At 68.9% G+C, this 15432-nt stretch carries 16 protein-coding genes; 10 read left to right on the top strand and 6 right to left on the bottom strand.

The genetic code is table 11. The features are described from left to right. Positions 1-42 precede the first annotated feature (42 nt). A complete protein-coding gene (locus MWN34_RS16800) occupies positions 43-1023 on the bottom strand; it encodes a DMT family transporter (RefSeq protein ID WP_247030464.1) in 981 nt (326 codons plus the stop codon). A 277-nt stretch (positions 1024-1300) separates the two neighbouring features. On the opposite strand from MWN34_RS16800, the gene MWN34_RS16805 reads away from it, so the two are divergent. Continuing rightward, positions 1301-2578, top strand: a complete 1278-nt coding sequence (locus tag MWN34_RS16805) for an HdeD family acid-resistance protein (RefSeq protein WP_247030465.1) — start codon at positions 1301-1303, stop codon at positions 2576-2578. Then, positions 2575-3741, top strand: coding sequence for an MFS transporter (locus tag MWN34_RS19655; RefSeq protein ID WP_281503063.1), 1167 nt, complete (start codon positions 2575-2577; stop codon positions 3739-3741). The genes MWN34_RS16805 and MWN34_RS19655 overlap by 4 nt, the downstream gene beginning before the upstream one ends. A 6-nt stretch (positions 3742-3747) precedes the next feature. Here the strand turns inward: MWN34_RS19655 and MWN34_RS16820 are convergent, their stop codons facing one another. Beyond that, complete coding sequence (locus MWN34_RS16820) at positions 3748-4497, bottom strand: alpha/beta fold hydrolase (protein WP_247030466.1); 750 nt, start codon at positions 4495-4497, stop codon at positions 3748-3750. Between the two features lie 196 nt (positions 4498-4693). Between MWN34_RS16820 and MWN34_RS16825 the strand changes: the two genes are divergently transcribed. Beyond that, positions 4694-6082, top strand: coding sequence for an ethanolamine ammonia-lyase subunit EutB (locus tag MWN34_RS16825; protein ID WP_247030467.1), 1389 nt, complete (start codon positions 4694-4696; stop codon positions 6080-6082). Between the two features lie 44 nt (positions 6083-6126). Beyond that, positions 6127-6984, top strand: coding sequence for an ethanolamine ammonia-lyase subunit EutC (gene eutC / locus MWN34_RS16830; protein WP_247030514.1), 858 nt, complete (start codon positions 6127-6129; stop codon positions 6982-6984). Positions 6985-7522: 538 nt separating this feature from the next. On the opposite strand, the gene MWN34_RS16835 is transcribed toward eutC, so the two are convergent. Further along, positions 7523-8431, bottom strand: coding sequence for a LysR substrate-binding domain-containing protein (locus MWN34_RS16835; RefSeq protein ID WP_247030468.1), 909 nt, complete (start codon positions 8429-8431; stop codon positions 7523-7525). Between the two features lie 175 nt (positions 8432-8606). Here MWN34_RS16835 and MWN34_RS16840 point away from each other — a divergent pair, with 175 nt between their 5' ends. Next, positions 8607-8924: a DMT family transporter gene (locus tag MWN34_RS16840; RefSeq protein ID WP_247030469.1), complete on the top strand. Its 318-nt coding sequence runs from the start codon at positions 8607-8609 to the stop codon at positions 8922-8924. Positions 8925-8929: 5 nt separating this feature from the next. On the opposite strand, the gene MWN34_RS16845 is transcribed toward MWN34_RS16840, so the two are convergent. Together MWN34_RS16845 and MWN34_RS16850 are read right to left on the bottom strand one after the other, a co-directional pair. Next, entirely contained in the window at positions 8930-10144 is a 1215-nt protein-coding gene (locus MWN34_RS16845) for an FAD-dependent monooxygenase (RefSeq protein ID WP_247030470.1), read from the bottom strand. A 100-nt stretch (positions 10145-10244) separates the two neighbouring features. Then, on the bottom strand, positions 10245-10496 hold the full coding sequence (locus MWN34_RS16850) for a zinc-finger domain-containing protein (protein ID WP_247030471.1): 252 nt from the start codon (positions 10494-10496) through the stop codon (positions 10245-10247). Positions 10497-10710: 214 nt separating this feature from the next. On the opposite strand from MWN34_RS16850, the gene MWN34_RS16855 reads away from it, so the two are divergent. The 5 genes from MWN34_RS16855 (at position 10711) to MWN34_RS16875 (ending at position 14677) form a co-directional block, all read left to right on the top strand. Then, positions 10711-11832 (top strand): hypothetical protein, encoded by a 1122-nt coding sequence (locus MWN34_RS16855; RefSeq protein ID WP_247030472.1) that lies wholly within the window; start codon positions 10711-10713, stop codon positions 11830-11832. Between the two features lie 116 nt (positions 11833-11948). Continuing rightward, positions 11949-12701, top strand: a complete 753-nt coding sequence (locus MWN34_RS16860) for an alpha/beta fold hydrolase (RefSeq protein WP_247030473.1) — start codon at positions 11949-11951, stop codon at positions 12699-12701. A gap of 143 nt (positions 12702-12844) precedes the next feature. Further along, on the top strand, positions 12845-13702 hold the full coding sequence (gene cysE / locus MWN34_RS16865) for a serine O-acetyltransferase (protein ID WP_247030474.1): 858 nt from the start codon (positions 12845-12847) through the stop codon (positions 13700-13702). Positions 13703-13917: 215 nt separating this feature from the next. After that, a complete protein-coding gene (locus tag MWN34_RS16870; protein WP_247030475.1) occupies positions 13918-14130 on the top strand; it encodes a DUF3126 family protein in 213 nt (70 codons plus the stop codon). Between the two features lie 16 nt (positions 14131-14146). Continuing rightward, complete coding sequence (locus tag MWN34_RS16875; RefSeq protein ID WP_247030476.1) at positions 14147-14677, top strand: gamma carbonic anhydrase family protein; 531 nt, start codon at positions 14147-14149, stop codon at positions 14675-14677. 17 nt (positions 14678-14694) lie between these two features. Here MWN34_RS16875 and MWN34_RS16880 read toward each other — a convergent pair whose 3' ends face one another. Beyond that, positions 14695-15405: a transglutaminase-like cysteine peptidase gene (locus MWN34_RS16880; RefSeq protein ID WP_247030477.1), complete on the bottom strand. Its 711-nt coding sequence runs from the start codon at positions 15403-15405 to the stop codon at positions 14695-14697. Between the last annotated feature and the right edge of the window lie 27 nt (positions 15406-15432).

Here is a 15432-nt window from a genome sequence, read left to right on the forward strand (position 1 = left end):
TTTTCTTCACGCGAACCGGTATCCGCTTCGCTTGAAAATGCGCTAGGACGCGGCGGGCCTGCCCGGCCGCGTCACCAGCCAGATGCCGGCGGCGATCGGCACGATGCCGACGATGTCGAGCGGGGGGATCGCCTCGCCCAGCAGCAGCCAACCGAAGAACAAACCGAGCGGCGGCATGAGGAAGTGCAGGCTGGAGGCCGCCGTCGCGCTGGAGCGGGTGAGCAGGTAGAACCACAGCCCGTAACCGCCGATCGACACCGCGACGACCAGATAGGCGAGGCCGTAGAGCAGATCGGCCGTGAGCCGCACCTCGTGCAGATTCTCGCTCGCAAGCGCCACGGGCAGCAGGAGGACGGCGCCGGAAAGGCTCTGTATCGCCGTTCCGAGCCAGACGCCGCCCTGCGGCTTCAGATATTTGAAGGCGATGGTGCCGGCGGCGAGCGAGAGGCAGCCGCAGGCGATGAGCAGCGTGCCGAACAGGCTCTCATGCCCGCCGGCAAGGCGCGAGCGCAGCACGATGGCGACGCCGGCCAGGCCGAGCCCGATGCCGAGCCATTTCGCCAGCGTCAGGCGCTCGCCGAGCACCGGGCCGGCGGCGAAGGCGACGACCAGCGGCAAGCAACTGGTCAGCACCGCGACATAGGCGGAGGAAGCGTAGGTCAGTCCCACCCAGTTGAAGCCGAGATAGAGCGCATTGTTGAGCGCACCGATGAAGGCGAGCGCATAGAGGTCACGCCGCCGCAGCCGCAGCGGGCCGTCCACGAGCCGCGCGAGACCCAGCATCAGCACGCCGGCCAACACGAAGCGGGCGGTGAGCAGGATGAGCGGCGGGCTCGCGGAAAGCGCCAGCTTCGCCCCGGCAAAGGCCGACGACCACAGGATGCAGAACAGCCCGACCAGCAGCGGCAGCGGCAGGAAGGTGCGTGGCGCCGGCGCGGCTGCGGCCATGGGTGCGGCCAAGGGCGTGGCGGCGGTGGCGGCCGGTCGAGTGGCGGCTGGGCCGGATGTGGTCGGTTCGCTCATCTGCGGGGCCTTGGCTCGGGGCGCGGACCATAGGCGCAGAACCGGCGCGGGGTGAAACGCGATGTTTCGATGCGCCCCATGAGGAAAGCCGATGCCGGCGATGGACCTCCTGACGCCGGCACGCGATACCTCAACCAAAATCATGCCAGTGCGACCATAAAACGGTTGCTGCCCCTGCGGCATTGGGTCAAACACCGTCGCATGGTGTCTCGCATGGCCTGCCTTGCGGGCCTATCGTTCGCCGCCGACCTGTCCGGCAGGCGGGTTCAGCATGGGCATGCCGATGATCGAATTCCTGATGGTGCTGCTCGGTGCCCGCCTCATCCGCCGCAAATGGTGGGTGCTGGCGGCGCTGGGCGTGATCTGGCTGGCAATCGGGCTCTTCTTCGTCGTCAACGCGCTTTATGACGAATACCGGATCTCGCCGAGCCTGTTCGCGGTGCCTCTCCTGATCGACGCGACGGTTTCTGTCATTGCCGGCATTGCCTCACAGGGCACGCGACGCACGATGCGCCTCGTCAAGGCGGCGTTCCTTCTGGCGATTTGCGCGCTCATCATGGCGCACACGCCGCACAGCGACATGATCATCGGCATCCTGACCGGTATCGTGATCATCGCCGATGGTGCCTGGCGCGCGGCGAGCGCTTGGGTGGTGCGCTTCTCGAAGTGGCGACGGCAGATCGTGCTGGCCGGGTTCGAGTTCGCGTTCGGCATCTGGTCCTTCGTGCCCTGGCCGACCCAGTGGCGCGGCTCGGTCGGCATCGACGTGGGAACGCTGATAGCGGTCATGGCCGTCAGCATGATCGTGCTGGCGCTGCGCATCCGTCGGCTGCCGCATGGCGTGCGGATGGCGACGCTGTTCAGCGACGGCTGGCCGCGCTCCGGCACCGTCCTCGGCGAGGAGCATCCGTTCAATCCGTCCGGCACGCTGACCGTCCATGTATGGACCCCGACCGGCACGCTCGCCAATATAGGCGTCTCCCGCTATGTCGCCGCGCTGGACGCGAAGGGCGTCGTCTCCACCGGTCATGCGGCGCTGGAGGCGGGCGGGGATGTCTATGTAAGCCACTACCCGGCGGTGGAGATCGAGCGCGACCAGTCGCAGTTCACCCGTACCCTGCGCGCGACACAGGACAATGACGTGCCCGGCAAGTTTCAGCCGAGCTACGCGATCGAGAGCGCGGAATGGTGTCCCTCGACCCGGCAGGTCGAACTTGCCGGCGTCAATGTCGAGGCGCTGCGCGGCTTCTGGGCGGAGTACAGCACGGACACCACTTACAACCTCACCAACCGCAACTGTTCAAGCGCGGTGGCGAAGGCGGTCGATTCGGCGGTCGAAGGCCTGTTCGAGCGGGAGGGCCGCTCGCCCTGGTTCGTGGCGCGCCTCGTGCTGATGCCCGAATTGTGGGCCGGGGGGCTGATGCGCCGCCGCGCCGCCGCCATGGCATGGACGCCGGGCATGGTGCTGGATTATGCGCGGGCCATTTCCGGCATCATGGAACTGACGCCGCGCCCCGCTGCGACCACCTCCCACCCCCGCGAGGCCCGCCCATGACCCTGCATGAGGGAACCGCCCCGCTCGCCGGCCACACCCTTCTGGCGCGGGCCGCGGTCATCGCCACCGCGACCATCTTCGGACTGACCTACAGCCTCAGCGCGGCGCTGATCGCGCTCGATCTCGCCGAGCGCGGGCTCAGCGAGGCATTGATCGGTGCAAATGCGGCCATGCACGCCGTGGGCGTTCTGGTGACGGCGGTGCTGCTGCCGCACATCACCGCGCGCTTCGGGTTGCGACCGACGGTGATCGGCGCGCTCCTCAGCGCCGCGGTGCTGCTGTGCCTGTTTCCGTCCTTCCCGCTGGTGTGGCTCTGGTTCCCGCTGCGGCTCATGCTGGGCATGGCGTCCGAGGTGCTGTTCGTGCTGTCGGAGACGTGGCTGAACGCCCTGTCCTCGGAACAGTCGCGCGCCCGCACCATGGGCGCCTATACGGCAGCGCTCTCGGTGGGCTTCGCGCTGGGACCGCTGATCCTGTCCTTCGCCGGCTCGGACGGCTTCCTGCCTTATCTCATCGGCGCGGGCCTTGCGGCGGGGGCGGCGGGCCTCGTGGTTTCGCCGGCGGTGGTGGCGCCGCGTATCGAGGGGCACGCCCACTCCAATCCGTTGCGCTATGTCGGCCTCGCCCCGGTGGCGATGGCGGCGACGGCGCTGAACGCGGCGGTGGAGACGGCGGGCCTCACCTTCCTCACCCTTTATGCGATGTCGCTCGGCTGGGCGGAGACGCAGGCCACCCAGCTCATGACCTGCATGATGTTCGGCGCCATCGTGCTGCAGCTTCCGATTGGCTGGCTCGGCGACAAGATGGACCGCGAGCGCCTCATCATCTGGCTCGCCGTGCTCTCGGCGGCGAGCGCGCTGGCGTGGCCCTTCGCGCTGGGCTCGGTTTGGGCGATCTACCCGCTGCTCTTCGTGTGGGGCGGGCTGTTCGTGGGCATCTACACGATCATGCTCACCATCGTCGGCAGCCGGTTTTCGGGCAGCGAGATCATCGGCATCTACGCCGGCATGGGCGTGTTCTGGGGCGTCGGCGCGCTGATCGGCCCGACGCTGGCGGGCGCGGCGATGCAGGTGACGACGCATGGGCTGGTGCTGTTCGTCGCCATGGCCTGCGCCGCCTTTGCGTTAGCGGCGCTGCGTCTGAAGGCCGGCTCCGCGCGCTGAGCCGCGTCAGGCGCCGGCGATCCGGCCGAGGATGTCCGCCATCTCGGCCGGCTCGCTAAGGAAGGGCGAGTGGCCGGAATTGATCTGGTGGATCGCCGCCCCCGGCACCGCCGATTGCATCTCCCGCTGCACGGGAAGGGGCAGGGCCTGATCGTGCAGGCACTCGACATAATGGCGCGGCAGGCTGCCATAGCGGCCGGGCGTGATGGCGGAAACCGCGGCGAAGGGCGCGTGCGGGGTGACCTTCACCAGATTGGCGAGCGCCACCTCGATGTCGCGCTCCGTGCAATCCGAATAGAGCGAGCGCACGATGAGGTCGCGCTTGGACAGGTCGATGCCGAGCCCCTCCCGGCCCATGCGCAGCATGCCCTGCGTCGCGACGATGGCGGGATCCTTGAGATAGGCCGGCGTCATGACGAAATCGCGCGCGCTTTTGCCGGCCGGCGCCATGAAGCCGGTGAGGTAGACGAGCGCCTCGATCTTCTCCGCCATCAGCTCGCCGAGCCATGTGCAGGTCGCGCCGCCGACCGAATGGCCGACCAGTATGGCCTTGCCCTCGACCCGCTCCAGGGCGGCCTTCACCGGCGCGGCATAGATCGCGATGTCGGTGACGGCGGCGGTCGGGGTGGGGTTGAACCCGTGGCTGGCGAGGTCCGGCATGATGACGGCATGGCCCTGTGCGGCGAGCAGGTTCGCCACCTTCACGAAGCAACCGCCCCAATGCCAGGAACCGTGGATAAGGATGAAGGTCGCCATGGGTCTGCTCCGTGTCATGCCGTGCGAGTGTCGCCGCGCGAGTCTGGCCGGTTGGTAGCTTTCGCGCGCCGGCTCGTCCAGTCCGCTGCCGCCGGCAATCAGGCTTGGCAGCGCGGTGCCTCGCGGTCACAATGCCCGCGAAGGAGGCTTGCCTGCGAATGAGGCTTCGCCCCCGCCTTCTCGCCGGGAGATGCCAATGGCCTATCGCCACATGATCGGGACGCGCAGCCATGTCTTCGCCGATCTGCGCGAGCTGATGGCCAAGGCGACGCCTCCGCGCTCCGGCGACATGCTGGCCGGCATCGCCGCGACCTCGGCGGAGGAGAACGTCGCCGCCCGCATGTGCCTCGCCGAGGTGCCGCTTTCGACGTTCCTCAGCGAGGCGCTGGTTCCTTACGAGGGCGACGAGGTTACCCGCCTCATCATCGACACCCACGATGCCGCCGCTTTCCGCCCGCTGTCGCACATGACGGTGGGCGATTTCCGCGACTTCCTGCTCTCCGAGCGGGCGAGCTCGGCGGTGCTGGCGGCGCTGGCGCCGGGGATCACCCCGGAGATGGCGGCGGCGGTCTGCAAGCTGATGCGCAACCAGGACCTTATCATGGTCGCGCGCAAATGCCGGGTGGTGACCCGCTTCCGCAACACGATCGGCTTGCCGGGCACGATGGCGGTGCGGCTCCAGCCCAACCACCCGACCGATGATGCCGCCGGCATCACCGCGGCGATCCTCGACGGGCTGCTCTATGGCTGCGGGGATGCAGTGATCGGCATCAACCCGGCCTCGGATAGTCTGCCCGTGCTGTCCGACCTGCTGAAGCTGATCGACGGCATCATCCAGCGTTTCGACATCCCGACCCAAGGCTGCGTGCTCACCCATGTGACCACCTCGATCGAAGTGATCAATCGCGGCGTGCCGGTGGATCTGGTGTTCCAGTCGGTGGCGGGAACTGAGGCGGCGAACGCCTCGTTCGGTATCGACCTCGCGGTGCTGAAGGAAGGCCGCGAGGCGGCGCTCTCGCTGAAGCGCGGCACGCTCGGCGACAATGTGATGTATTTCGAGACCGGGCAGGGCTCGGCGCTCTCGGCCGGCGCCCATCACGGCGTCGACCAGCAGACGCTGGAGGCCCGCGCCTATGCGGTGTGCCGGCCGTTCCAGCCGCTGCTGGTGAACACCGTCGTCGGTTTCATCGGGCCGGAATATCTCTATGACGGCAAGCAGATCATCCGTGCCGGGCTGGAGGACCATTTCTGCGGCAAGCTGATGGGCGTGCCGCTGGGCTGCGACGTCTGCTACACCAACCATGCCGAGGCCGACCAGGACGACATGGACACGCTGATGACGCTGCTCGGTGCGGCGGGCGTCACCTACATCATGGGCATTCCCGGTTCGGACGACGTGATGCTGAACTACCAGTCCACCTCGTTCCACGACCAGCTCTATCTGCGCGAGGTGCTGGGCCTGAAGCGTGCGCCGGAATTCGCCCGCTGGCTGGCCGAGATGGGCATCACCGATCTCGACGGGAAGCTGCGGCCGCAGGGCGCCAACCATCCGCTGCTCGCCGCCGCGCCGGGGATGGCGGCGTGACGGAGGCGAAGGGCATGGAGGCGAAGGGCATAGAGGCGAAGGGCATGGAGGCGAATGCCGCAGAGGTTTCCGCCGCCGATGCGGACCAGCCTTCGGTGCAGCGCGACAGCTGGCGGCGGCTGGCGGCGATGACGCCGGCGCGCATCGCGCTCGGGCGGGCCGGCGCGGGGCTGCCGACCTCCGAAGTGCTGCGCTTCTCGCTGGCCCACGCGCAGGCGCGCGATGCGGTGCACGCGCCCTTCGATGCGTCCGAGGTGGAGGCCGGCCTCGCGGGGCTCGGCTTTCCGACGCTGGCGGTCACCTCGGCGGCGAGCGGGCGCGACATCTATCTGCGTCGGCCTGATCTCGGGCGCCGGCTTTCCGACGAGAGCCGGGCCGCGCTGGCCGACTGGCGCGCGCTGGCCGGACGGGGGGCGCCTGAGAATGCGCCGGACCTCGCCCCCGATCTCGCCATCGTGGTGGCGGACGGGCTGTCCTCCACCGCCATCCATGTGCAGGTGGTGCCGTTCCTCCAAGCGTTCCGTGCCCGCATCGCCGAGCATGGCTGGCGCGTCGCGCCGGTCGTGGTGGCGAGCCAGGCGCGGGTGGCGCTCGGCGACGAAGTGGGTGCGCTGCTTGGCGCTCGGGCGGTGGTGGTACTGGTTGGCGAGCGGCCGGGCCTCTCTTCGCCGGACAGTCTCGGCCTCTATCTCACCTTCGACCCGAAGGTCGGGCGCACCGACGCGGAGCGCAACTGCATCTCAAATGTGCGCGGGGAGGGGCTGTCCCACGCGCACGCCGCCTTCAAGCTGAGCTGGCTGCTGAAGGAGGCGCTGGCGCGCCGCCTGACCGGCGTGAACCTGAAGGACGAGAGCGACGACCTGCTGGTCGCCGGCCGGGTGCCGCCGGTGCGGATCGGTTAGCTCTCCCCTGCGCGCGGCGAGAGGCGGCGCCCGCACTCTCCCGAGGGCAGGCCGGCAAACTCTTTCGCTCCAGCCTGCCAGCAGGCGCGCAACAGCCGGACATGGCCGTTGGAGAGGTGGCGGGCAGCATCTTCTGAGCTTGGGGCTGCTGCCGAAACGGGGGGCAGATGCACGCGCGCGGTTGCGGCTGGAGGACAGGCGCGAGAGGCGATGCTTTCCGCCCGAGGATCGCCGGCTGGTAGAGGTGGTCGGCTCGGTTGCGGAAGGGCCCGAGGCGATACTGTTTGCCAAGTCACGGCCGATGGGAGTCGGCGCCTCGCCGGCGGAGGCGCGGTATGCGGCCGGGGAACACGAGGAGACCGCCAGCTTGTTCCTGCGGATCGGCCACCGCCCGCGGCTCCTGAGCGGCGAGCAGGTGGAGGAGCCGAGGAGAGCCTTAGCGTTCAGCCGAAGAAGCATTCCTGCTGCCAATACGCGGCGAGGTTGCCTTCATGTACTTCCTTCGTTCGCTAAATGATCCGATTGTCTTTCCCTAGGGTCAATTGTGGTCGATGCTTCTGTGTTCGCCGAATTCCGCCACCACCCAGTCGCGCAGCACCGCCGCGCCGGGGCGGGCCGCGGCTCCGGCAGGGGCGACGAAATGGTAGGCGAGGCCCGGCATGACGCAGCCGAAGGGTTCGACCAGCGTGCCGGCAGCCAGTTCGGCGCTCATCAGGGCAAGGCTCAGCAGCGCGACGCCCTGGCCGAGCAGCACCGCCTGGATCGCGCTGTTCTCGTCATTCACCGTGACGCCGGCGGCACCCTCGATCCCGGGCAGGTCGGACGCCTCGGCATAGGCGCGCCAGCTCGGGGCGCTGGCGTCGGGCGCGAAGGACAGCGGCTCGATATGGATCAGCGTGGCGCGGGCGAGATCGCGCGGCGTCCTGATGCCGAGCTGCGGCGCGCAGACCGGGGCGAAACTCTCCGGCATCAGCTCGACCGCGTCGAGGCCGGGCCAGGGACCGGCGCCATAGCGGATGGCGGCATCGGCCTCGCCGGCGGCGAGATCGACATTGGCGTCCGCGGCGTTCAGCCGGAGGTCCCAGTCCGGGAATCGGGCGCGGAAACGGGCGGCACGCGGCACCAGCAATCGGGCGGTGAAGGACAGCGTGGCGGACAGCGTCGCCACCTTGCGGCCGCGCCCGGCGCGCAGCCGCCCCACCACCGCGGCGATGCCGGTGAAACCGGCATGGACGGGCTCGTAGAGGGCGCGGCCTTCCTCGGTCAGCACCACCTTCCGCGTCTGGCGCAGGAACAGCGCCACGCCGAGATCGGCCTCGAGCTGGCGGATCTGGTGGCTGATCGCGGTGGGGGTGACGGCCAGCTCGACGCTGGCCCGCTTGAAGCTGCCGAGCCGCGCGGCGGCCTCGAAGGCGCGCAGCGCACCGAGCGCGGGCAGGGCGGTCACGAGCCGCGCCGGAATGCGGCTATGGATGAGGCTGTTTCATCCATCAGGTGAGAACTCCGCGTTTGTCGTCGCCTATCATAAGAAACTATAAGGCAAAACGGCTGGCGCGTGCCAGCGACGATCCTTGTTTTTCTCATGCAAAAGCGTCGTCCGGAGGCGGCGCCCGGAGGTTACAATGGCCTGGCTTTATCTCGCCATCGCCGCTGCGTTCGAGATCGTTTTTGCCGGTGGGCTGAAGGAAGCCGACGGCTTCACCCGCCTGGTGCCGAGCCTCATCACCCTCGCGGCGGGCGCGGCGAGCCTTGCCTTCCTCACCTTCGCGATGCGCTCGATACCCGTCAGCATCGCCTATCCGGCGTGGGCGGCGGTCGGCACGGTGGGTACCGTCCTGTTGGGCGCGATGCTGTTCGGCGAGGCGCTGTCGGTGATGAAGGTCGTGTGCGTGCTCGCCATCCTTGCCGGCATCGTCGGCCTCAAGATGCAGATGGCGTAAGCGCGTCAGGGCAGCGGCGGCGGGGTCCAGCCATAGATCCAGCCATAGCGGCGATAGAGCGAGGCGCCGGACTGGTTCCTGATGACGAAATCGCGCGCCAGCCGCGCCGGCCCGCCGAGGTGGTAGATGCGGTCCATGCCGAGCGCCGCCTTCTGCACCCGGCGGGTGCGCGCCTTGCGGGCCTGCTCATAGGCGCGCAGCGCGACATGCTCGTCGCGCCCTTTCACCGCGAGGCAGGCGCCGAGCACGCAGGCATCCTCGATCGCCTGTGCCGCGCCCTGCGCGAGGAACGGCAGCATGGCATGGGCGGCGTCGCCGAGCAGGGTGACCCGGCCGAGACCCCATTGGTGCAGCGGTTCGAGATCGCACAGCGCCCAGCGCAGCCACGCATCGGGTTCCGCGAGAAGATTGCGCGGTTCCGGATGCCATCGCCGGAACAGTGCGACGAGTTCCTCGCGTGCCGCGCCGAAGCCCCAGCCATGGGCGGCGCGCTCGTCGGCGGTCACCACCACGAGATTGAGCGCGCGCCCGGCCTTCACCGGATAGGCGACCATATGGGCGCCGGGTCCCATCCACAGGCGCACCACCGGCGCCACCAGCCCGCCCTCGACAAAGGCGCCGGGCACCTCGTCCACCGGCAGCGTGGCGCGCCAGGCGGCGCGCTTGCGGAACACCGGGATCGCGGAGGGGGAGAGGCGGGCACGGATGGTGGAACGCAGGCCGTCCGCCCCGATGAGGGCGGCGCAACGGATCGCCTCCCGCTCGCCCTCATGGGAGACCGAGACGGTGAGGAAGGGCTTGCCTTCGGGGTCGGAGAAATCCTCGACGGTGCGTCCGAGCTTCAGCTCGATCTCCGGTATCTCCGCCGCTTTCTCAAGCAGCGCGCGCTGCAGGTCGGCACGATGCACCACGAGAAAGGGGCCGCCATAATGGGCCTCGGCGTCGCGGGCGGTGTCGGCCTCTGCCAGCAACCTGCCGCTGATGCCGTCACAGATGCGGAAGGCGCGGGGATGGACCGCAGCGTCGCGCAGCCGATCCAGCACGCCGAGCGCGGCGAGGCAGCGCGTGGCATTGGCGGCGAGCTGGACGCCGGCGCCGGCTTCTTCCAGCGCCACGGCGCGCTCCAGCACGGTGACCGGCCGTCCGGTGCGGGCGACGGCGAGGGCCGCCGCGAGCCCACCAATGCCGGCCCCGGCGATGACGATGCGGTTCGACGCCATTGCGGCTCCCGCTAGAGCATTTTCGAGCGAAGTGGAGCGATTCATCGATTCCGTGAAACGATGAATTGCATCCAGATGCCGCCCGGAGGCGACGAGACGGTCAGGCCGCGGCGTCGGTCATGTCGAGGGCGCAGCCGGCGGGCACGGTGTCGGTGCCGTGCAGCGCGTGGTCGAAACGGTAGAGCGTCGAGCAATAGGGGCAGATGATCTCGTCGTCCGAGCCCATGTCGAGGAAGACATGCGGATGGTCGTAAGGCGGCTTGGCCCCGACGCACATGAATTCCTTCGCGCCGATACGGATGATCGGAACGCCCGCCGAATTGTGGAAGTGAGGAACGACGTGGCCCGCCATGATGCGCTCTGTTCTCGTTCGAACCGGGTCGCCCCGGTGCGGTGTGCCCGTGTCCGGCGGCGCGGTGCAGCCGGATGGCGCCCGGCCGGCGCCGGTCGCGAACATAGCGGTTCCGGCCGGCGGGTCAAAGGGCCGCGCGCCCTTTTGCCCGCCACAATGCCGCACCATATGGAGCGCGTGATGCTGACGCTCCGGCATGCCGCATGGAGCGCGGATGAGGTTTCCCCGAACGATCATGCGCCGCCTCGCTGCCAGCTTCGGCCTCGTGCTCGCCTTTGCCGCCTGCGCCAACTGGCTGCTGCCGCTGGGACGCAGCGCGTTCGAGCTGGTGGCCTCGCGGGACGATCCGGCGCGGATCGCCGATGCGCGCCTCGCGGCCACGCTGACGCCGGACAACCTCGCGCAGGACATCGAAAGCGCGCTCGCGGGCGGGGATACCGAGCTTGCGGCGAGCTTCGTCGCGCTGGCGGATGATCGCGGCCTTGCGGTCGATCCCGCGGTCAGGGCGCGTGTCGCGGACGAATCGGCACAGGCCCATTCGATGCTAGCCACGGCATTGAGCGCGGGGCACGGCTTCCTGACTGGCGAGGTCGATGGTGGGGCGAGCCTCGCGGGTTCGGCCGCCGGCGATCTCATCGGCTGGGGCGACGTGCGCGACCTGACCCGCGAGGGCTACCACGCCGCAACCGGCGTGCCGGTCGATCCGCTGGTGGTCGGCCTTGCCGGGGTCGGCCTTGCCGCGACCGCCGCGACCTTCGGAAGCGGGCTGGTGCTCGCGCCCATGCGCGCGGGGCTGACGACCTTCAAGGTGGCACGGCGGGCGGGGGTGATGGGGGCCGGCTTCGTCGGCGACGTCGCGCGTCTGCTGCGCGAGGCGCGCCCGGCACTGCCGGTTGCCGCTGAGGGCGCGGATATCGCCCGCATCGGGGCCAAGACGGGCGCGAAGGCCGGCGCCACCGCCGGCGCCGCAGGTCGCTCGCTGGTCCGCATGGCCGGCGACCTTGGCATGGTGCAGGCGAAGGCCGGCACCCGCGCGACGCTTCAGGGCATCAAGGTGCTCGATAGCGCCGGCGACACGACGCGCCTCGCCCGACTGGCGGAAAAGAAGGGACCGGCGACTCTCGCCATCCTCACCAAGCTCGGACGCGGGGCGCTGTTCCTTTCCGAGATGGCGATGAAGCTGGGCTTCTTGATCATCGCCGCGCTGGTCAACCTCGTCGGCCTCGTCGCGGCGCTGAACCGTTTCATCGTCGAGATGGTGCGTCCGCTCTGGCGCCGGCGCCGGGCGGGCTTCGCCGCAGCGGTGCCGGGGCTGGGACCGGCGGGCCTTCCCTGAGACAGTTCGATCCCTCGTCCACGCATTGCTCTTATGCGCCTGCGGCGCCGCCGGCTTCTTGCCGCGGGCAGGCGGCTCCTTTACGCCGGGGACGACATGTCCGAGGGAGCCTGCCGATGCCCACCTTTCACCATGACGGCCTCGACTTCGCCTATCTCGACGAGGGCGACGGCGATCCGGTGCTGCTGGTGCACGGCTTTGGCTCCAACAAGGAGACGAACTGGGTCGGGCCGGGCTGGGTCTCGACGCTGGTGCGCGCCGGACGGCGGGTGATCGCGCTCGACAATCGCGGCCATGGCGCGTCGGGCAAGGTCTATGAGGCGGACGCCTACGACCCCGACATCATGGCCCGGGACGCGCTCGCCTTGCTCGACCATCTCGGCATCGCGCGGGCCGATGTGCTGGGCTACTCGATGGGCGGGCGCATCGGCGCCTGCATGGCGGTGATGGCGCCGGAGCGGCTGCGCTCGCTCGTTCTCGGCGGCATCGGCATTCATCTGGTGGAGGGCGTCAGCCTGCCGACCAGCATCGCCGACGCGCTGTTGGCCGAGGATCCGGCAAGCATCACCGATCCGGTCGGGCGTACCTTTCGCGCCTTCGCCGACCAGACGAAGAGCGATCGCCCCGCGCTCGCGGCCTGCATCATCGGGTCGCGGCGCAAGCTGGCACCCGCCGATGTCGCCGCGATCCTCGTCCCGACGCTGATCGCGGTCGGCACGAAGGACACGGTCGCCGGCTCGGCCGCGGAACTCGCCGCGCTCATCCCCGGTGCCGAGGTTGTCGACATCCCGAACCGGGACCATATGGTCGCGGTGGGCGACAAGGTGTTCAAGGCGGCGGTGCTGGACTTCCTCGACCGTCGGCCGTGAGGCATCGGTCTTCCGCATGGCTGTCGCAACGGTTTCGCGGGTGGACGCTTTGGGCAGCACTGCCCAGCTGTGTTAAGACGGACGCAACTTGCGGGACGGCGCGCCGGCGACGGCACCCTTCCCGTTCTCTGCACGGGTGACTCATGGCGCAGAATTCCCTTCAGGTGGCGGAAATCCCGTCACGTCCGCTCGACAAGATCGACCCGGTCTGGGCCCGCATTCGGGCCGAGGCCGAGGAGATGGCGGCGCGCGAGCCGGCGCTGGTCAGCTTCATCTTCTCGACCGTGCTCTATCACCAGACGCTCGAGCGCGCGGTCGCGCACCGCATTTCGCAGCGGCTGCACAATGTCGACGTGCCGGGCGAGCTGATCCGGCAGGCCTTCGACGAGGCCTTCGCCGACGATCCCGATATCGGCCATGCCATTCGCGCCGACCTGATGGCGGTGTGCGACCGCGACCCCGCCACCACGCGGGCGCTGGAGCCGCTGCTCTATTTCAAGGGTTTCCACGCGATCCAGACCCACCGCCTGGCGCACTGGCTGTGGAGCAACGGGCGCCGCGACTTCGCACTCTATCTGCAGAGCCGCTCCTCCTCGATCCATCAGGTCGACATCAATCCGGCGGCGCGGCTGGGGCGGGGGCTGTTCTTCGACCATGCCACCGGCATCGTCATCGGCGAGACCGCGGTGATCGAGGACGACGTCTCGATCCTCCAGGGCGTCACGCTCGGCGGCACGGGCAAGGAGCATGGCGACCGCCACCCGAAGATCCGCCGCGGCGTGCTGATCGGCGCCGGGGCCAAGGTGCTCGGCAATATCGAGGTCGGCCATTGCGCTCGCGTTGCCGCCGGCTCGGTGGTGCTGAAGGCGGTGCCGCCCTGCACCACGGTCGCGGGCGTTCCGGCCAAGGTGGTCGGGGAGGCAGGCTGTAGCGAGCCGTCCCGGCAGATGAACCAGATGTTCGACATCTACGACCTGCCGTTCCTCGGCGAGGCGATCTGACCTGAGCGGCACGGGCGGCCTGCCGCCCTTTTCGCACGCCCTGCGAACACCGATTCCCGCCCGGCATCCGGGCCCGAATCGGGCAAGACGGAGAAGAATCCCCGTCATCCACCATATCGGTGCGGGGGCCGGTCCTGCCGTCCTCTTCGCTTGCGCGGGGGCGGCAAAGCTGGCAAGCCTGCGCCCGTCCACGCCATCATTTCAGGAGCACGGCTTTGGAGAAGAAGGACCTCGAGCGCGTCCAGACCTATATGCGGCGGCTTTTCGCCAATTCGCAGATCAAGGTCGTCGCGCGTCCGAAGAAGAAGGATTCCGCCGAGGTGTATATCGGCGACGAGTTCATCGGCGTGATGTTCGAGGACAAGGAAGACGGCGACCTGTCCTACAACTTCCAGATGGCGATCCTCGACACCGATCTCGAAGACTGAGCCCGAAAGGCCCATCGTGACGATCTACGCGCTCGACGGCATCGCGCCGGAGCTTCCCGCCCCCGGCCGCTACTGGGTCGCCCCCGATGCGGTGGTGATCGGCAATGTGCGGCTCGGCGAGGAAGCGAGCGTGTGGTTCGGCGCGGTGCTGCGCGGCGACAATGAGCGCATCGCGCTCGGCGCCCGGGCGAATGTGCAGGAGCTGTCCATGCTCCACACCGATCCGGGATTTCCCATGACGATCGGGGGCGACTGCACCATCGGCCATAAGGCGATCCTGCATGGCTGTACCATTGGCGCGGGAAGCCTCGTCGGCATGGGTGCGACCGTGCTGAACGGCGCACGGATCGGGGCGGGGTGCCTTGTCGGCGCCGGGGCGCTGGTCACCGAGGGCAAGGAATTCCCGGACAACGTTCTGATCGTCGGTTCACCGGCGCGGGTCGTGCGGGAACTCGACGACGAAGCCCGCGCCCGGATGCGGCGTACTGCCGCCCATTACGTCCGCAACTGGCGGCGCTTCTCCACCGGTCTCGCCGCCATAGGCTGAAGGCCGGCACATTCGTTTCAGTTGCCGCCGACAATGGCCGGCGCAATCACGTTGCCGAGCGAGACCCAGCGGTCCGGCTCGCCCTGCACCTGACGCTTCACATAACGATAGGGCGTCTGGAACCAGGGCAGGATGCGGCTGTCCTGGTTGTCGAGCACGAGGTCGCCATGGTCGGTCACGACCGTGAGCACCGAATGGCCGTCGCCATGCTGGTCACGCACCACGGTGATGAGGAGCGTCTCCGCCGGCCAGCCTAGGCCGATGAGCGTGCGGCGCTTCAGCAGCACATAGTCCTCGCAATCGCCATAGCCGTCGTCGGGATAGGTCCACAGCTCCTCGACCCCGTAATGCTCGAGGTCGGAGAGCGGCTTGATGCGCGTGTTGATGTCCTCGTTCACCGAGGAGAGCTGCGCATAGGTTTCCTCATCCAGCACCACCTGGCCGCCATGGCCATTGCCGGGGCCGCATTCGCCGGGCTGGGCGCGGCAGAAATTGGCATAGCCGATCGGCGCTCCGGTTTCCCGGCCGGTGGACATGCTGGCAACGGCCGCCTGCGCCGGCGGCAGCATGGCAAGGTGCATGCCCTGTGCCCGTGTGGCGGCGCTGCGCTGCTGCGTGCCCGGCGTGCCGGAGGTTGTTGCGGCGTTCGCGGCATTGACGGCGAAAGCGCCCCCCAGGACGATTCCCGCCAGTGCTGCGATCAGGGCCAGTTCAAGCCTCTTCTTCATCGCGTACCCCATCCCTGTCGATGAGGA

The organism is Ancylobacter crimeensis, assembly GCF_023016805.1.
Classification (GTDB): Bacteria; Pseudomonadota; Alphaproteobacteria; order Rhizobiales; family Xanthobacteraceae; genus Ancylobacter; species Ancylobacter crimeensis.